This window comes from Pseudomonas sp. Irchel 3A18 (assembly GCF_900187465.1).
Lineage (GTDB): Bacteria > Pseudomonadota > Gammaproteobacteria > Pseudomonadales > Pseudomonadaceae > Aquipseudomonas > Aquipseudomonas cichorii.
Genome location: NZ_FYDI01000003.1, coordinates 201358 through 218440, shown reverse-complemented (window position 1 = coordinate 218440; position 17083 = coordinate 201358). Strand labels below are relative to the sequence as shown.

The window sequence follows — 17083 nt, the reverse complement described above, 5'->3', positions numbered from 1 at the left end:
CATTTCATGCTCCGCCTCGAACACGTCGGCGGACTATCAATTCGCCTGCGAAGAGCAGGCCCATCAGTCCATAGGAAATAAGGCCGGTATACAGCGCCCACCATGACAGCGGTGCCCAAAGCGTCAAGGCTGCTGCGATCAGGCCGTTGCCCAGAAAGAACACACACCAGACCTGAGTGACCTGGCGCGTATAGCGGACAGCAACTTCGGGTAGCTCCGGCTCTTTCAAGCGCGCCAGTCGCTCCACCAGGGGCATGCCATACATCAGGCTTGAGCCGAACAGGCACAGCATGAACAGGCTGATGAGCACCGGATACCAGCGCAGCAGAAGCGGGCTGTCCAGTACGCCCAGCAACAGGCAGAACACGAGTGCAGCAATTGCCATTGCCAGAGTGCCTGCATGTCTTTCGCTCGTCAGGGCGCGTGTCAGCCACAGGCCACCCAGTAACAGGGCGAACTGCCAGGGCGCGAAATGCTCCGTGCCCCAATACACGGCAAACGGGTAGAGCACACCGATCAGTAGCAGACCGGGGCCAATCAGCCGTTTCATTCGGCTGGATTGGTCATGCGATAGACGGCTTCGACTACATCGTTGACCGTTCTTACCGACTTGAACTCTTCTGCGGCGATTTTCTTGCCGGTCTTGCGTTTGATGTGGTCGATCAGGTCTACGGCATCGATGCTGTCGATTTCCAGCTCCTGATACAGGTTGGCTTGCAGGGTGACGCGCTCCGGCTCAAGCTCGAACAACTCGACCATGGACGCACGCAGGGTCTCGAAAATGTCTTCGCGGGTTTGCATGTTCAGTCCTCAGGCCGATTGTCTGGCGCTGACGAAGGCCGCAAGGCTGTCCACGCAGGTGAAGTGATTGCGAGTGTCTTTTGCATCGGCATCGATCTTGATGCCGTAGCGCTTCTGAATCGCCAGCCCCAGTTCCAGCGCATCGACCGAGTCCAGTCCCAGGCCTTCGCCAAAGAGAATCTGGTCGTTGCCTATGTCGTGTGGGGTGATGTCTTCGAGGCCCAGGGCATCGATGATCAGTTGCTTAATGTCCCGGTGTAGATCGCTCATCTATGGCGAGCTCCTTGATGAAATACGCATGCAGGTAATCGTTGAGTTTGCGCGACGCCAGTGGCGGCGGGCCAAGTGCAGCAAAACTGTCGGGATCGATGTCTTCGCCGACGCGCAGGGTGAAATGCACACGGCGTTGGGGGATCCGGTACCAGGGCTCGGCCTTGGTCAGGGTGGTCGGGCTGACCTGGATGATGACCGGCGTAATCATGCTGGCACCGCGCAGGGCGATAGCGGCTGCACCTCGGTGAAAGGCGGGCGCCATGCCCGGCTGGGTCCGGGTGCCTTCCGGGAAAATGATCAGGGTCTGGCCTGTCTGCAGGCGGTCGACGGCCGCGTCGAGCATGTCCATGCTGCCGTCGTTGCTTATGTAGCCTGTGGAGCGAACGGGGCCGCGAGTGCAGGGGTTGTCCCACAGGCTGCGCTTGACCACGCAATTGGCATCGCGCACCAGCCCGATCAGGAACACCACATCGATCAACGAAGGGTGGTTGGCGATGATCATCTGCCCTGGGCGGCCCAGGCGGTCGGCACCTTGTACGTCATAGGTCAGGACACCCATGCGCGCCATGATGCGAATAAACAGCCAGAACAGACGGCTGATGGTGCGTCGGGCGCGGCGCTGATGGCTGGCTTTATCCCCAGGCAGGCAACCCAGCACCGGAAAAACGAACAGGCGCAGGCACAGCCCGCTCAACCCGAACAGGGCAAAACTGATTCCGGTGGCCAGCAGACGCCAGTAGTAAGCGTCCCGGCCTTTTTTCAGAGGTTGCGTTGCCAGTTCCATAACCGGTTATTCCAGAGATGTTGGCAAACGGATTGGTTGGTGTTCAGAGCGCGTAACAGATTCAGGGCATGAGGCCATTGGCTTCGCTCGGTGGCCTGGACATCGCCACCCAGAGACAGCTGCCATTCATCGCCCGGGGTCAGCAGCAGGCCAACGGCATAGGGGAAGGGCACGTCATCGATCCATTGCGCGTAGGCTTGCGGTGGTTGTTCTTCGGTCACCACCACCAGCACGGCGCTGCTGCCTTCGGCCAACAGCGTGACTGCTTCGAATATCCCGTGCTCCAGACCGTCGCCTGCCGCGGCCAGGGCGGTCATTTCGCAGGTTTCTCCACGCATGATCGACCACAGTCCAATCACGGCGTTGTGTACGGAAAGGCTGAATTGTGTCGGAGATAGCGGCTCGTTTGCCGCAAGGTCGCGCAATATATCAAAAGTGCGGGGCGTTTCCCCATGGCGCGACACGAATACCAGAGGCAGCCGCTCGTGGCCTTCAGCCAATGGCCAGCCCACCGTGAATGCCATGCGCGCCATTCTGCTCAGGCGTCTGCGCTGCATGGCGGGAAGGAAAGAGACGTCGGGGGCCGCATCGCTGCTTTGTAAAAGCGTCGGATTGCGGCTCCACTGCTGCCAGTCGTCGACGCTTGCCAGGCCAGGGGCCCAGGCACGCCATTGTGCGATGTTGAATGTGATCACAACTTCTCTTCCCGCCCCTGCGGGCTACTTCTTGTTGCTGCTTCAGGCGAGCGACAGCAGTCTTGATATGTAATTCCGACTGATTGCGCGCATTATCCTGATGGCCCGTATGAGTAGCAAATTTGTTACACATTATTTGTTTGCAAATGCTTTTTTTACGTCAATAAGCGCTTTTTTGATGCTTTATCAGAGCCATATTGCAGGTATGCGAGACCTCAGTGGGCTTCAGTCCTGTGGAAAACTCGCCCTTGTCATATGGATTGCCTAGACTCGGACTTCCTGTGGGCCTTATCGGCATTGCAGGGTGTTTCTTCACTGAACGAGGAGTTATTGCATGCGTCGCGTGGTGTTCAATCAGAAAGGGGGTGTCGGCAAGTCCAGCATCGCCTGCAATCTGGCAGCGGTCAGTGCCAGCGAAGGTTACCGAACACTGTTGATCGATCTGGACGCCCAGGCCAATTCGACCCAATACCTCACCGGCCTGACGGGCAACGATATTCCCATGGGGATTGCCGAGTTCTTCAAGCAGACGCTTTCTTCCGCGCCGTTTGGCAGGAAGAACCATGTCGATATCTATGAAACGCCTTACGACAACCTGCATGTGGTGACCGCGACCGCAGAGCTGGCCGACCTTCAGCCCAAGCTTGAGGCCAAGCACAAGATCAACAAGCTGCGAAAGTTGCTGGATGAACTGAGCGACGATTACGAGCGTATTTATCTGGATACCCCGCCGGCCTTGAACTTCTACGCCGTTTCGGCACTGATCGCGGCTGATCGTGTACTTATTCCCTTCGACTGCGACAGCTTTTCGCGTCAGGCCCTGTATGGCTTGCTGCATGAAGTCGAGGAACTCAAGGAAGATCATAACGACGGCCTTGAAGTAGAAGGGATCATCGTCAACCAGTTCCAGCCTCGTGCCAGCCTGCCCCAGCAAATGATCGACGAACTGATTGCCGAGGGACTGCCGGTCTTGCCGATTCACCTCAGTGCCTCGGTGAAAATGCGCGAGTCGCATCATGCCAGCATACCTTTGATTCATTTCGACCCTCGCCACAAGCTGACGCAGCAATTCGTTGACCTGCACCATTGGCTGGAAACCAGAGCTCAGGCTTGAAGATGGACCGGAATGGGGTGCAAAACCCCATTCCGGCAGGCATTAGCCCGGCGCATCGGATTTGAAGAGCGGGGAAGAAAAGGTACCGGCCTTGATCGAGCTGATGATCTGCTCGGCATTCACCAGCGCCTTTTCGGCCATTTCCGGTGGAATGCTGATGGTTGCCTCCATGTCGGCCCTGGAGTGTTCCTGAGAGGCTGTCAGTCGATTGTCGCCAGGTCGGCATCCGCATTTCACCTCATGCCCGTGCGTGGCAACGGCAACACAGCCATTGATATAGGTCGGATTCCCCTGGGCGATGTAGCCCACGCTCTTGCATGCCGGGCACCACACCGGATCGCCCATGCGCGCGACCCTGCGCTCATCTATCAATTCTGTTGCTGAGGCTGACAGCACGAAACCACCCGTGGTGGTTGGATCGCCTTCCCTGACTAAAAATGACATGACCTGCATTCCTCTGTCTTTTGGAAAGTGCAGAGGTTAGGCGCAAAACGATGTTTCAGGGGGCAACAATTAATATTAAGGAAAAGTCCTACAAACAAATAAGTGAATTCTGTTTTGTTCGCAAATGAATTCGCTCCTACAGAGTATTTTTATGCGAAAAACCTATCCTTTCGGGTTATCCGATCGGGTAGTTGAACGAAGCGCTCCGTGTCTTTAACCTTTTTTGCAGGAACTAACAAAAAAGGTATCAAGGAATGAGAGGTCTAAAAGTTATTAAAAGGGTCGTGGCTGTTGCCGCATTTATTGCAGCAGGTATGGCGCAGGCAGGACCGTCGGTGACAGTTGTTTTCAAGAACAGTGGTTCGTCGCCTGCGGTATATAGCCCCATTGATAGTAATGAGGGGTTGACCAGGAGTTTTGCAAGGTCAGCGCCGCTAAATAGTGTTTCAGCAGGCGCTACGGATAAGTATGTTGTTCAGGGGCGTCTTTCTCCAGATGCCAGTCATGCGTTTGTTCGCTACAGGGCGGGTGTTAAAGAATGTAAATTTAAATCGACTTATATCATGGCTCATACCCGTGGCGTGAGAGCGCCCAAGTGGATCAAGGAGGCTGTGGCAAGTGGTGGTGCGCGTTGTGATGCAAGAATAGTTTCTGTCAACAGCTCTACGCATGAATGGACGGTTGAGTTTGTAATGAGATAGGGCTTTCGGTTTTCGTACCGGGAACAGGGAGCTGTTTTCGGTACGAGTTTCCTTCCTCAAAGAGAGGGCTGTATATGATAAGTAGTATAGAAACTCACGGGACACCTTTACCCGTCACGCCGATATCATCGATAAAAACAGTTGCTACTCCAGATATCGATGCGGTTGCCGAAGTTCCAGCACCTTCGCCCGCGACCAATATATCGATACTGTCTCGCCAGCTAAGCGAAAGTGCTGCCCGAGCGGAGGCGCGTGATCAATCGCTGACCCGCAGTCAGCTGGGAAATCTGGCGAGCACATTGCGCGCTCAGTTCGATGCCGTACCCTATTTTCGCGCTGATGCAATGCAGGTTTTACCGGACTCCACAATAAATGACCCCTTCCTGAGAGAGCGAGATCGGCAGGCGGTGGAATATGTGATTCGCGATATGCAGCGTGATCCCAGCGCCAGAAATCCTTTTGCCGGTTTGTCATATGAGCAATTGACGGTGATTGCTTACGATGAGGGCGACACCTTCACCTTGCATGAAAGGCATGCGGCCTATCGTGGTGCATGGGAGATTGAGTTGGGTTGGAGAACAAATATGGGCAATCGAACCCAGCAAGGTGAGTTTACTCAAGAGCTTCATGTTTTTTATGCCGAACATTTAGCCCATTACCGATCTCTTCCTCTGATCGAGCAATCCCGATACCCCGAAGATTATGAGGCTCAAACAGAGGCTTGGATGCTTGAGGCAGCCGCTGGCCCAAAACAAGACGAACGACTACTCACGCTATTTGAAATCCTGGCAGGCGCGATTCCCGGCAAGGATGACACGGCTGAGGAAAAGCCTCCCAAGGAGGCCGAAACCCCTGCTGCTACCGGGCCAGCAATCAAGACGAACAACTGATCTCCAGATGCTTCCCCCAATCCGGCGGGCGTTGCGCGTAGTTAGTCATGCCGGGTTGTTCGGTGAAGGGGTTGCAGAGCACTTCATGCAGGCGGCGGACTTCCGTGTAGTCGCCTTTTTCTACCGCTTCGATTGCGTTTTGCGCCAGGTAGTTGCGCAGGATGTAGAGCGGATTGACGGCGTGCATGCGTGTCTGGCGGTCCTGCTCGGTGCCGTTTTCTTCTCTGGTCTGACGCGCCTGATAGCTTTCGGCCCAACTGTCGAAACCCTTGATGTCGACAAAGTCGTCGCGCAGTGTGCGCAGTGCATCGGCGGCGGGTTCGTCGCCCAGACGGCGGAAGAACAGGGTGTAATCGACGCCGCTGTTCTGCATCAGTTGCAGGAGGCGGCTGATCAGTTTGTCATCCTCGTCTTCGGCGCTGGTCAGGCCCAGGCGACGGCGCATGAGGTCCAGGTAGTGGGCCTGATAGAGCGGCAGGAACAGGCCGATGGTTTCGCGTAGCGCTTCGACGCTGATGAAGGGCGTCAGGGCTTGAGCCAGGGCGCTGAGGTTCCACTGCGCAATAGGCACCTGATTGCTGAAGGAGTAGCGGCCTTCATGGTCGGAATGGTTGCAGATGAAATGCTCATCGAAATCGTCCAGAAAGGCGAACGGGCCGAAGTCGAAGGTGATGCCCATGATCGACATGTTGTCGGTGTTCATCACGCCATGACAGAAACCATAGGCCTGCCATTTTGCGATCAGCTCGGCGTTGCGCTCGACGATTTCCCTGAACATCGCCAGATAAGGCTCGGGCTGTTCCAGGCAGTGTGGATAGTGCATCGCCAGTACATGCTCGCCCAGTTCTTTAAGGCGATCCGGCTGCTGGGTGTAGTAGAAGTATTCGAGGCTGCCGAAGCGGATATGGCTTGGAGCCAGCCGCAGAACCATCGCCGCCCGTTCCTGGGTTTCGCGCCATACCGGCGTGCTTGAGCCGATCACACAAGCTGCCCGGCTGGTGGGAATGCCCAGTGCGTGAAGGGCTTCAGAGGCCAGGAATTCACGGATCGAGGAGCGCAATACGGCGCGCCCGTCGCCCATGCGTGAATAAGGCGTGCGGCCAGCCCCCTTGAGGTGCAGGTCCCAATGCTCGCCTGCGTCGTTGTAGACCTCGCCCAGCAACAGGCCCCGCCCGTCTCCCAGCCTTGGGTTGTAGGAGCCGAACTGGTGACCTGAATAGACCATTGCTCGTGGATCGGCATCGCTCCAGAGCTTGTGACCGCTGAAGATTTCGGCGAACAGAGGGAGTTCGGCCTGGCTTGGGTCCAGGTCCAGAAGTGCCAGGGCCGACTCGCTGGCAACTACCAGTCGAGGCTCTTCAATGGGTTCGGGCAGGACCGCTGTGGAAAACACATCGCCCAGTCGGGCGAAGCGGTTGTCGAAGATGAGTTCGTCGAGGGCTTTCACGGGCCATCTCCAGCAGAATGTCCGAGCATTCTGCTGGGATTAGCCGCCTCAGTCGAGCCTGAGTTCAGGCGGCTCCGGTGCATCCTTGGGCGCGGGCTTCACTTTGGTCGTGACCGGCGGCGTCGCAGGCTCGGTAGGCAGGATGGTTTTGTCAGTGTTTTCGATCGGCACCATCTTGTATTCCTGGCCGTGAAGGTTCTTGAGATAGACCTCTACCTGGCGGAACGAGATGTTGATTTTCTGCTTCTTGAACTCACGGTTGATGAAGCGGTTGATCTCGTCCAGCACGGGGTTACGGTCGCCCAGGTCGCGTACATGCATGCGCAGTTCGTGGTCCAGGGTGCTTTCGCCGAAGTTCAGGAAGTAGACGATCGGTTCCGGCTCCTTCAGTACACGAGGGTTGTCACGGGCGGCCTGGAGCAGCAGGGTGCGGACCAGGTCCAGGTCCGAGCCGTAATCCACGCCCAGTTTCAGGGTGACGCGGGTGATGGTGTCGGTCAGCGACCAGTTGATGAGCTGGCCGGTGATGAAGGTCTTGTTCGGGACGATGATGTCCTTGCGGTCGAAGTCGGTGATGGTCGTGGCGCGGATGCGGATCTTGCTGACCGTACCCGACAGGTTGCCGATGGTGATGGTGTCGCCGATCCGCACCGGGCGCTCGAACAGGATCATGATGCCGGAGATGAAGTTCGCGAAGATTTCCTGCATGCCGAAACCCAGGCCTACCGACAGCGCAGCGACCAGCCATTGCAGCTTGTCCCAGCTCACGCCCAGGGTCGAGAGGGTAGAGACGAAGCCGATACCGGCAATGGCATAGGACAGCAGCGTGGTGGTGGCATAGGCACTGCCTTGCGCCAGATTCAGGCGTGACAGCACCAGCACTTCCAGCAGGCCTGGCAGGTTGCCGGCCAGCACGAAGGTGATACCGATAATCACCAGTGCGCCGATCATGTCGCCCAGGCTGATGGGCACCATGCTGACATTGGCACCCGTGCCACTGGTGTATTCGTAGAGCGTGATGTTGTCCAGGTACGCGAATACGGTGATCAGGTCGGCCCAGACCAGATAGAGCCCGCCGATGAAGCCGCCCAGCAAGGCCAGGCGAATCAGGCGCAGCGACTGCTGGTTGACCTGCTCGATGTCCAGCTTCGGTTCTTCTATCGCGATTTCGCCGTCACCGCTTTCCCGCGCGGCCTGACGCTTGGCCAGTGCGCGCTGGTAAGCCAGGCGACGTGCGGCAACGCTCAGGCCGCGCACGAAGGTGGCCTCTGTCACCAGCCAGAGCATGATCAGGTACAAGGTATCGATCAGGCGGTCGCTGAGTTTCAGCGCGGTGTAGTAGTAACCGAAGCAGACCGCCAGAAACAGCGCGATGGGGAGGGCCGTGAACGCAAGACCGACGGCTTTGCGGAACAGCGAAGCGTTGTGATGAGTCGGGCTGGAGAGCAGCAGGCGGCTGAGCAGCCAGGCCATCAAGGCGTAGCAGGTCAGTACCACGCCAATGCCCAGCACATCGTCGGCCAGTGCCGCCGGTTGGTGTTCGGCAACGGCGACCACTGCCACCAGCGCCAGTACCACCAGCCCCAGCCGACGAACCCAGCCACGCAGGAACTCTACCTGAGCGGTTTCCCAGCGGAAATGCAGTTGCGCAACGCCAGCCGGTGCCAGGACGCGATAGGCCGTGTAGAACACCAGCCAGGCCAAGGCAATCTGCAGCAATGCTTCGCCCAGATTGGCGTTCTGCCCGCGGGCATCGATCTGCAGGGCGTAGCCGCACAAGGCCAGGCCCAGCGCCACAGGCAAGGCCAGCAGCACGTTGATCAGCAGGGCCAGAGGCGTTTTCCACTGGCTGTCACGTTTGAAGTGGCCGATATCGGAGTGCAACCGTCCCAGCTTTTGATAAAGCGCCTTGCGTCGCCATGTCAGAACACCGATCAGCACCAGCAGCGGCAGGAACAGCAGTGGACGTTGGGTCAGTCCGTCGGACAGTTCGCTGAGGCTGGATGTCCAGGGAAGTGTGGCGAGCTGCTTGGTCAGGCGTGGCCAGATGTTCTGGAACCATTCCAGATCGAGCGGCTTGTTGCTGGGGATCCAGAACATCTGCTCGTCCAGCGTGGCGCGCAGGCTCAAGGCCGTGCTGGTCAGCTGTTTCTGGTTCAGTTGCAGGGTGATGGATTCGTTGAGCAGGGCACTGAGTTCGCGGTTCAGGCGTTCCAGCAGATCGCTGCGGGTAATGGCCAGATCCAGCAGGGTCTTGCGCAGTTGCGGGGTGATGTCTTCGGGCGGTTGGGTCGCCAGCAGTTTTTCGACATAGGCCGAAGGGCTGCTCATCTGTTCACGCTGCTGATTGACCTCGAACTGGTACAGGCGAATGTTGGCGATTTCGTCGGCCAGGCCTTTGTCCAGTTGCAGATGGGGCAGGGCTTGCTTCTGTTTGTAGAGAATCTTGGACAGTAACAGGCTGCCGCTCAGAACGTTGATCTGTTCGCTCAGGGCCTGATCGGTCTGGGTCAGGTTGTCCAGTTGCTGCTTGGTCTTGAGGTTCTGCTGGGTCAGCTCATTGAGGCGATCAGTGCCGCGCAGCAAATAGTCGGACAGCTTGAGGTTGGCCGCGCTTTCAGTGGCCAGCAGGCTGCTGCTGCCTGCTTTTTGCGCCTCCAGGGACAGCTCTGCCACGGTTTTCTGGGACTGGGCGCGGCGCTTATCGTTGATCAGGGTCTGCAGATCCTGGATTTCCTGTTCCTGGCGGGTCACCTTCTCGGTCAGCAGGTCATGCTGGCTGTTGCCCAGGTCTTGAAGCTGGCTGTTGCCGGCCAGTTCCTGGCGGCGCAGCAGGTTCAACGCATTGATCGAAGCCAGTTCGGCATTGAGCATGTTGCGCTGGTCGGCGTTGAGGGTCTTGCCGTTATCCTTGCCCAGCTTGAGCGTGGCGTTGATTTGCTGGATGCGGGTCTGGTTGGCGCTGATTTCTGCCTGAGCTCTTTCCGGCCGCGTCTGGGCGGTGATGGTCAGGCTGTTGGCTTCGTTGAGGGCCTTTTGCAGGTCGCTTTGCTGAGTGCTGCGCTGGCTGAGCATCTGCTCGAGTTGCGGCACGTCAAGGTTGCCATAGCGCTGGGCAACAGGGATGACTCTGCTTTCTTTCAGACGGCTCAGTTCGCGCTGGTTCTCGGTGGTCTGTTTGGGAGCCTGATTCAACTGCTGCTTGAGCGCGGCGAGTTTCTCCTGGCTGTCCTGCTGGCTGGCCAGAAACGCGAGGGTTTGCTCAAGCACCTGCTGCAGGGCCTTCTGATCGGCCTCCGGCAGTTTACGGTCGGCGATCTTGTCCAGGCTTTGCTGTACGGCTGCACTGGTTGGCGGGTCAGCCGCCAACGCCGGGAAAGTGGAAAGGCAAAGCCCGAGCAGAGTGACAGCAAAGAATGCACGCAGCGAAAACATAGACACCGGTCGCTTGATAAAACGGAGTGGATTGGCAGTTTAAAGGAACAATCCGGGACCCGGGCGGCTTCCTTCGGGGAATCTGACGCCGACTTTGAGGATCTTGTTCCCTTCCATCACCGCAACAGTCCAAATAGTTCCATTCCATTCGATCTGGTCGCCCACGACGGGCTCACCGCGATTCTTCTGAATGATGAACTGGCTGAGCGGCATATTGGTATCCAGACCGTCGAGCTTGAGGCCATACAACGCCGCGACGGCACCCAGTTGCGCATCGCCTTCAAGGACGAAGTCGCCGAAGAAACGCAGGTCCAGGCCGCGCTGCGGTGCCTGGCTGAACAGCTTGCCCAGCGCCGGAAGATCATGTTCGTGACCGATCACGCACAGCATGTCGCCCACTTCCAGCGTGGTACTGCCGGAAGGGTGGAGCAGTTGCTGATTGCGGAACAACGCCGCAATACGGGTGTTTTCGGGCATTTTCAATTCGCGCAGGGCCGCGCCGATGCACCATTTTTCAGCCCCCAGGCGATAGACGAACAGCTCCCATTCACTGGTGATATGCACTTCCAGCGCCGAACGGGTAATCGGTGCAGGATCAGGCGGAACCGTGACCTTGAGCAGTTTTGCCATCCACGGCAGGCTGGTGCCTTGCAGCAACAGCGAAACCAGAACGATGAAGAATGCGAGGTTGAAATACAGTTGCGCGTTGGGCAGGCCGGCCATCAGCGGGAACACCGCCAGAATGATCGGAACCGCGCCGCGCAGGCCGACCCAGGCAATGAACGCCTTTTCACGGCCATGGAACGCCTTGAACGGCAACAGGCCGACCATGACCGAAAGCGGGCGAGCCACCAGAATCATCCACAACGCCAGGCCCAGGGCCGGTATGGCGATAGGCAGCAGGTCATGCGGCGTGACCAGCAGGCCCAGCACCAGGAACATGCCGATCTGCGCGAGCCAGGCCATGCCGTCGAGCATGTGCAGAATGCCGTGGCGGCTGCGGATTGGCCGGTTGCCCAGCACCAGACCGCACAGGTAAACGGCCAGGAAGCCGCTGCCGTGAATGGCGTTGGTCAGGGCAAAGACCGCCAGACCACCTGCGATGACCAGGATCGGATACAGCCCGGCTGCCAGATTGATGCGGTTGACCAGTTGCAGCATCAGCCAGCCGCCACCCAGGCCGATGAAGCTGCCGATACCGAATTCTTGAATCAGATGCCCCACTAATCCCCAGTGCAGGCCGGTCTGGCCGCTGGCGAGCATGCCGATCAGGGTGACGGTCAGAAACACCGCCATGGGGTCGTTACTGCCGGATTCGATTTCCAGGCTGGCGGTCACCCGCTCGTTCAGGCCCTTGCCGCCCAACAGCGAGAACACCGCCGCGGCATCTGTGGAACCGACGATTGCGCCGATCAGCAGGCCCTGGATCATGTTCAGGTCGAAGAGCCATGCCGCGACCATGCCGGTCAGCCCGGTGGTAATCAGAACCCCGACCGTTGCCAGCGACAATGCAGGCCACAACGCGACCCGGAAGCTGGCGACCCTGGTACGCAGGCCGCCATCCAGCAGGATCACTGCCAGGGCCAGGTTGCCCACCAGATACGCAGTGGCGTAGTTGTCGAAGATGATCCCGCCGCCATCGACCCCGGCGACCATGCCCACGGCAAGAATAATGACCAGAATCGGAATGCCGAGGCGTGAAGACAGGGAGCTGACCAGAATACTTGCGCCCACCAGCAACGCGCCGATCAGGAACAGGCTGTTGATGGTCGTGGCATCCAAGGGCGGTACTCCAGATAGAAACGGTTGTGAACAGGCAGGATACAAACTGACCATGCAGTCCGCATGCCAAGGGATTCTAACCTGTTGAATTGGCTGGCTGTCAAAAAAGGTTACAGACTAATCCTATAAATAATTAACGCCTTACAATTTCCCTGTCTGCTCACGTGCATGGCTTGTCTCCTACAGGAAAAGAAAGTCATGCCCACACCTACCGCTGAAGTCACCCGTATGGCGATTGCAGATGACGAAACCCGACTCAAAGCCATCGCTCGCGCATTTATCGACGATTATCCGGATATCCACGGCCTTGCCTATTCCGAAGCTCGCAAGCTGTTGTTCAAGTACACCGGCAAGCGGCTGGACCCGGACACGGTCTATTGGCATCGATTTTCCACTGCGGTGAGCAGTCCGAGGACGTTCACCGGCTGGAAGCATTCCGGGCCGCCCGTGGAGTCGATGACCTTTGTCGAGTTGATGATTCGTCGCTTCAGCGTCAAGGACCAGATGGCAGGCGATGAGTTGTCATCCTATGGCGGTTTCTACCACGGCGGACCGCAACAGCATTGGTTCGACGAGCGCAACGAAGTTGCCCTTCTTCCCCAGCACGTTCTTGATGATTTCTGGGTGCTGGATTTCAATCGGCTTTTCACTGCCAGGATGGAGCGCTTCTGGAAGCTGCACAGTCAGAATTTCTGCACCCTGGCCCGTTCCGCATTTCTGGCGTCTGCCGGTCTGCAAATGCTCAAGGGGCGCTTGAACATCGAGCAGTTCAAGCTCGTCACTGAAGCGGTTATCGGCAAGTTGCAGCCCGTCATGACCTACGAATCGCTGCGTGCAGGCGTGATCCCGAGGGCCGGGCTGACCCTTCGCACCTTCGATGTCGGCGGTTATGTCTGCACCGAGAGCATTCGTATTGTTGATGGCACGGGGCAGCAATTTCTCTACCTGCCCAGCGACAGGAATACCTTTTATGTATTTGCCTCGGATAAAGTGCTGTATGAATGGGTGCAGGAGCGATTGCTCGATACTTCACCAACAGCCACCTTTAAACAGTTGTTCATTCGCTCGGCGGCGCGGCTGCAATTGTACAGTGCGGACTTCGATGAGCATGCACTGCAGATTCTGAACACTCCCTGGGTGGCAGGGCAAAACCTGATCAACAGCAGCGATTTCGCTATCAGTGGCGATGCGTTTGTCTACCTGCGCGGGCTCGCCAAAGAGCAGATGCGAGCAGATTCGCAGATATTGCTGACCTCCAACACCAGGCTGCGCAAGCAGATATGGCTCGGCTACCTGAATGCGTTCACCAATACTATCGGTAATCTGGCGCTGATGTCCTGGCCGATGGCTTTGCTTCTGGTTGGCGCGAGTGCTGCCAGCCTTGTGCTCGATATTGATCAGACCATCCGTGAACGTGACCCGCGACAACGCAAGGCCGGGCTCGTCAGTGTGATCTTTGGCTCGCTGTCTCTGGTGCTGAACCTCTCCATGTTGGTGGGCATGCTCAAGATGAGCGCGGGTAGCCGAAGCCTGGGTAGCGCGGTTTTGCCCGGTCCCCGGGAACTCACTCCCTTGGTAGAACTGAGTCCGACAGCGCCGACCCCGGCTGGTGCCAGCGCCAATATGCGCGGCATCCAGATGCTCTCCAATGGCGAAACCTGGATCAGCCTGGACGATGTGCCTTACAGGGTGGTGTTCAATGATGACCTCCATGCCTGGACCCTGACCGCCCCGACAAACCCCCATGTCAGTGACGCCAGTCGTGCCGTGCGTCTTAATGCCCGTAGCGAGTGGGAGTGGCGCGAGCCTTCGGCGGCGTCATCGCGAGGTGTCATCGCGGGTGAAGTGGGCAATGAGGTGGTGCCCTTATCATTGGTAAGCGTTCGCTCGTCTTTCTGGGACGTCTACATGCAGTTCAATCTTGCTGAGGAAGAGCGCCTCTCACAGATCGCCCTGGCCCGTCAAAAAGCGCTCATGAGTGTGCCGGAGCTGAAGCCTGGCGATCTGATCTCTCAGGATCTGCAGGGCAATCCGGTGTTTATCGACGAGTGGGGAGATATGCACCACCTCTACAAAAAATCGGATGGCCAATACGTGGGTGGACGTATTCCGTTGTATTCGAGCGCGGATATGTCTTTCAACCAGTACCTGCGCACCGGTATTTCGACCGGCCCGGCGCAAGTGGATTTAATCGACGAACTGGTCGATGACCTGCGCACTGTTGGTTTCGACAACAGCGTCACGCTTTATCGCGGCGGCAGTGAACTACGCGGCACCTCGGGGGCCTATTTTCGGAACGGACAGATCAAGAGCGGCGATGTGCTGGTCAGTACCGACATCTTGTCGTTCAGCGAAAACCCTTATGTGGCGAGGATTTTTTGCAGTAGCCAAGCGGGTGAATATTCAGCCAGTTTTGCCCGGAAAAGTGTGCCCATCAGCTTTAACGACACTTCCGTTGTGTTTGAATTGCCCGCCAAGAACTATCTGGGGGCGACCCCTGTTGCGCCGTTTTCCACGGAGCCTGAGGAAGTCGAGTCGATTTTCCTGCCGGGCCGTTACTTCCTGATTGATGACATTCATCAGGTGTCCGGCCTCAATTACAAGTTCATTAAAGTGCGTTTGATCGAAATCTCCTCGCCCAAGATCTGGCAAAAGCTCTATGACTTGCGCACCGGCGAGCCCTTCACTCGCGAGCACTACGCCACAAGGCTCGGAGAGCAAGGCCGGCGGCTGGTGGATCGGTTCTTTCCACCTGATACGATGGGGTTGAGTTTCTAGAACCAGTCGGCCTGCATGCTCAGGCAGGCATCATCGCGGTTTTCCAGCAACGTCAGTTCATGATTGCAGCCCGGTACTTCCCAGGTCAGGAAGTACCGGGCTGCTTGCAACTTGCCTTGATAGAAATCGGCATCGGTCGAGTTATTTCGAGACAGTCCCTCTGTGGCGCGAATGGCCTGTTCCAGCCAGCGCCAGCCGATGACGGTATGTCCGAAAACCTTCAGATAGAGCGCCGAATTGGCGAGCGTGGTACTGACCTTGCCCTGTGCCAGATCGGTCAGCAGGCCAACGGTCACGGTTTGCAGACGCGTCACCAGTTGCTCCAGTGGTTGGCGCAAGGCATCAAGGCTTTCGTGGGCGCTGGCCCGCTTTGTGGTGTCGGCAATCAGGCGGATCAACTGCTTGAGCCCTGCGCCATTATTTTGTGCCAGCTTGCGCCCCAGCAAGTCCAGCGACTGAATGCCGTGGGTGCCTTCGTGGATCGGGTTCAGGCGGTTGTCGCGGTAATACTGCTCCACCGGATATTCGCGGATATAGCCATGGCCGCCCAGAATCTGGATCGCCAGTTCGTTGGCTTTCAGACAGAACTCCGAAGGCCAGGACTTGACGATGGGTGTCAACAGATCGAGCAGTTCGTGGGCCTGGCGCTTCAGTTCTTCGGTTTCGCCGGTTTGGGTATCGTCAAACAGGCGAGCGCTGTACAGGCCGAGGTCGAAGGCGCCCTCCACGTAGGCTTTTTGCGTCAACAACATGCGCCTGACATCGGCGTGCTGAATGATAGGGACGGGCGGGCTTTCCGGGTTTCGGTTATCCGGCAGTCGTCCTTGCGGACGTTCACGGGCGTAGTCCAGAGAATACAGATAACCTGCATAACCCAGCATGATTGCACCCATGCCCACGCCAATCCGCGCTTCGTTCATCATCTGGAACATGTAGCTCAGGCCCTGATGGGGTTTGCCCACCAGATAGCCCACACATTGCCCGTTATCGCCGAAGTTCAGCGCTGTCGAGGTGGTGCCGCGCCAGCCCATCTTGTGAAACAGCCCGGCCAGAATCACGTCATTGCGTGGGCCGTTTGTGCCGTCTTCATTGACCAGAAACTTGGGCACGATAAACAGCGAAATACCTTTCACACCGGCAGGTGCGTCCGGCAACTTGGCCAGCACCATATGCACGATGTTCTCCGACAGTGAGTGATCACCACCGGAAATGAAAATCTTGTTGCCGCGCAAGCGATAGCTGCCATCCGCAGCGGGCTCGGCGCGGGTGCGGATATCCGACAGCGACGAGCCGGCATGAGGTTCGGTCAACGCCATGGTGCCGAAAAAACGGCCTTCGATGATCGGTTGCAGGAAACGCTGCTTTTGCTCGTTGCTGCCAAAGCTTTCGATGAGGTTCGCCACGCCCATGCTCAGGAACGGGTAAGCCGTGGTGCCCGCATTCGCAGCCTGGAAGTGAGCAAAGCAGGCTTGGGACAGCAGGGTCGGCAACTGCATGCCGCCTTCCTCGAAGTCCCGCGCCGCATTGAGGAAACCAGCTTCCAGAAACGCATCTACTGCAGGTTTGACCTCGGGGATCAGCACCGCCTCGCCATGCTCGTAGCGTGGCTCGTTTTCATCGGCCTTGCGGTTGTGCGGGGCGAAGTACTTCTCGGCAATCGTACGAGCCGTGCCGATGGCGGCATCGAACGTCTCGCGACTGTGCTCGGCAAAGCGCTCACGCCGGGTCAGCGCTTCGGCATCCAGCACTTCATACAGCTCGAAAGCCAGATTGCGGGAACTGAGCAGCGTCTCGGACATGACCTTCACCCTTTGTCTTGTAGTGGGCAGAGTCTAGGCTGGGGATGGAGTGCTGCCCAGCATGATTGATGGGAGTGATGGTGGTGAAGCGATTGGGCGCAAGCTGCAAGCTCCAAGTTAAAAGCTTGAAGCTTGCCGCT

The 17083-nt window shown here is 57.8% G+C and carries 14 protein-coding genes; 4 read left to right on the top strand and 10 right to left on the bottom strand.

What is annotated here, in order from left to right:
- Window positions 1-4: 4 nt before the first annotated feature.
- Genes CKW23_RS06630 through CKW23_RS06610 form a run of 5 tightly spaced genes read right to left on the bottom strand, consistent with a single transcriptional unit; the run spans window position 5 to window position 2553 of the window.
- A complete protein-coding gene (locus CKW23_RS06630; protein WP_025258162.1) occupies window positions 5-550 on the bottom strand; it encodes a membrane protein in 546 nt (181 codons plus the stop codon).
- Entirely contained in the window at window positions 547-801 is a 255-nt protein-coding gene (locus CKW23_RS06625) for an acyl carrier protein (protein ID WP_025258163.1), read from the bottom strand. Before CKW23_RS06625 ends, CKW23_RS06630 begins: the two co-directional genes overlap by 4 nt.
- Window positions 802-810: 9 nt before the next feature.
- Window positions 811-1071 (bottom strand): phosphopantetheine-binding protein, encoded by a 261-nt coding sequence (locus CKW23_RS06620; RefSeq protein WP_025258164.1) that lies wholly within the window; start codon window positions 1069-1071, stop codon window positions 811-813.
- Complete coding sequence (locus CKW23_RS06615) at window positions 1046-1858, bottom strand: 1-acyl-sn-glycerol-3-phosphate acyltransferase (protein WP_025258165.1); 813 nt, start codon at window positions 1856-1858, stop codon at window positions 1046-1048. The genes CKW23_RS06620 and CKW23_RS06615 overlap by 26 nt, the downstream gene beginning before the upstream one ends.
- Entirely contained in the window at window positions 1834-2553 is a 720-nt protein-coding gene (locus tag CKW23_RS06610; protein WP_025258166.1) for a beta-ketoacyl synthase chain length factor, read from the bottom strand. Before CKW23_RS06610 ends, CKW23_RS06615 begins: the two co-directional genes overlap by 25 nt.
- Window positions 2554-2887: 334 nt before the next feature.
- On the opposite strand from CKW23_RS06610, the gene CKW23_RS06605 reads away from it, so the two are divergent.
- Window positions 2888-3667 carry a ParA family protein gene (locus CKW23_RS06605; RefSeq protein ID WP_025258167.1) on the top strand — a complete coding sequence of 260 codons (780 nt, stop codon included), beginning with the start codon at window positions 2888-2890 and terminating at the stop codon, window positions 3665-3667.
- A gap of 42 nt (window positions 3668-3709) precedes the next feature.
- Here the strand turns inward: CKW23_RS06605 and CKW23_RS06600 are convergent, their stop codons facing one another.
- The gene (locus tag CKW23_RS06600) at window positions 3710-4111 is read right to left on the bottom strand and encodes a PAAR domain-containing protein (RefSeq protein ID WP_038400145.1); all 402 of its coding nucleotides are present in this window, start codon (window positions 4109-4111) and stop codon (window positions 3710-3712) included.
- A gap of 254 nt (window positions 4112-4365) precedes the next feature.
- On the opposite strand from CKW23_RS06600, the gene CKW23_RS26160 reads away from it, so the two are divergent.
- Window positions 4366-4812 (top strand): hypothetical protein, encoded by a 447-nt coding sequence (locus CKW23_RS26160; protein ID WP_074568910.1) that lies wholly within the window; start codon window positions 4366-4368, stop codon window positions 4810-4812.
- Between the two features lie 74 nt (window positions 4813-4886).
- On the top strand, window positions 4887-5702 hold the full coding sequence (locus tag CKW23_RS06595; RefSeq protein ID WP_025258168.1) for a hypothetical protein: 816 nt from the start codon (window positions 4887-4889) through the stop codon (window positions 5700-5702).
- On the opposite strand, the gene selO is transcribed toward CKW23_RS06595, so the two are convergent.
- Genes selO through CKW23_RS06580 form a run of 3 tightly spaced genes read right to left on the bottom strand, consistent with a single transcriptional unit; the run spans window position 5686 to window position 12366 of the window.
- On the bottom strand, window positions 5686-7149 hold the full coding sequence (gene selO, locus CKW23_RS06590; RefSeq protein WP_095067271.1) for a protein adenylyltransferase SelO: 1464 nt from the start codon (window positions 7147-7149) through the stop codon (window positions 5686-5688). The genes CKW23_RS06595 and selO overlap by 17 nt on opposite strands.
- Before the next feature lie 48 nt (window positions 7150-7197).
- Window positions 7198-10584: a mechanosensitive channel MscK gene (gene mscK, locus CKW23_RS06585; protein ID WP_025258170.1), complete on the bottom strand. Its 3387-nt coding sequence runs from the start codon at window positions 10582-10584 to the stop codon at window positions 7198-7200.
- A gap of 39 nt (window positions 10585-10623) precedes the next feature.
- Window positions 10624-12366 carry a potassium/proton antiporter gene (locus CKW23_RS06580; RefSeq protein WP_025258171.1) on the bottom strand — a complete coding sequence of 581 codons (1743 nt, stop codon included), beginning with the start codon at window positions 12364-12366 and terminating at the stop codon, window positions 10624-10626.
- A 198-nt stretch (window positions 12367-12564) separates the two neighbouring features.
- Between CKW23_RS06580 and CKW23_RS06575 the strand changes: the two genes are divergently transcribed.
- Window positions 12565-15144, top strand: coding sequence for a dermonecrotic toxin domain-containing protein (locus CKW23_RS06575; RefSeq protein ID WP_095067270.1), 2580 nt, complete (start codon window positions 12565-12567; stop codon window positions 15142-15144).
- Here the strand turns inward: CKW23_RS06575 and CKW23_RS06570 are convergent.
- On the bottom strand, window positions 15141-16943 hold the full coding sequence (locus tag CKW23_RS06570) for an acyl-CoA dehydrogenase (RefSeq protein ID WP_025258173.1): 1803 nt from the start codon (window positions 16941-16943) through the stop codon (window positions 15141-15143). The two genes, CKW23_RS06575 and CKW23_RS06570, sit on opposite strands and share 4 nt — an antisense overlap.
- Window positions 16944-17083 lie beyond the last annotated feature (140 nt).

What these genes read in the sequence shown, in the direction of transcription:
- CKW23_RS06625 (WP_025258163.1), bottom strand. Translation starts at nt 801, where the DNA reads ATGCAAACCCGCGAAGACATTTTCGAGACCCTGCGTGCGTCCATGGTC.
- CKW23_RS06595 (WP_025258168.1), top strand. Translation starts at nt 4,887, where the DNA reads ATGATAAGTAGTATAGAAACTCACGGGACACCTTTACCCGTCACGCCG.
- CKW23_RS06615 (WP_025258165.1), bottom strand. Translation starts at nt 1,858, where the DNA reads ATGGAACTGGCAACGCAACCTCTGAAAAAAGGCCGGGACGCTTACTAC.
- CKW23_RS06620 (WP_025258164.1), bottom strand. Translation starts at nt 1,071, where the DNA reads ATGAGCGATCTACACCGGGACATTAAGCAACTGATCATCGATGCCCTG.
- mscK (WP_025258170.1), bottom strand. Translation starts at nt 10,584, where the DNA reads ATGTTTTCGCTGCGTGCATTCTTTGCTGTCACTCTGCTCGGGCTTTGC.
- CKW23_RS06575 (WP_095067270.1), top strand. Translation starts at nt 12,565, where the DNA reads ATGCCCACACCTACCGCTGAAGTCACCCGTATGGCGATTGCAGATGAC.
- CKW23_RS26160 (WP_074568910.1), top strand. Translation starts at nt 4,366, where the DNA reads ATGAGAGGTCTAAAAGTTATTAAAAGGGTCGTGGCTGTTGCCGCATTT.
- CKW23_RS06570 (WP_025258173.1), bottom strand. Translation starts at nt 16,943, where the DNA reads ATGTCCGAGACGCTGCTCAGTTCCCGCAATCTGGCTTTCGAGCTGTAT.
- CKW23_RS06630 (WP_025258162.1), bottom strand. Translation starts at nt 550, where the DNA reads ATGAAACGGCTGATTGGCCCCGGTCTGCTACTGATCGGTGTGCTCTAC.
- CKW23_RS06605 (WP_025258167.1), top strand. Translation starts at nt 2,888, where the DNA reads ATGCGTCGCGTGGTGTTCAATCAGAAAGGGGGTGTCGGCAAGTCCAGC.
- CKW23_RS06600 (WP_038400145.1), bottom strand. Translation starts at nt 4,111, where the DNA reads ATGTCATTTTTAGTCAGGGAAGGCGATCCAACCACCACGGGTGGTTTC.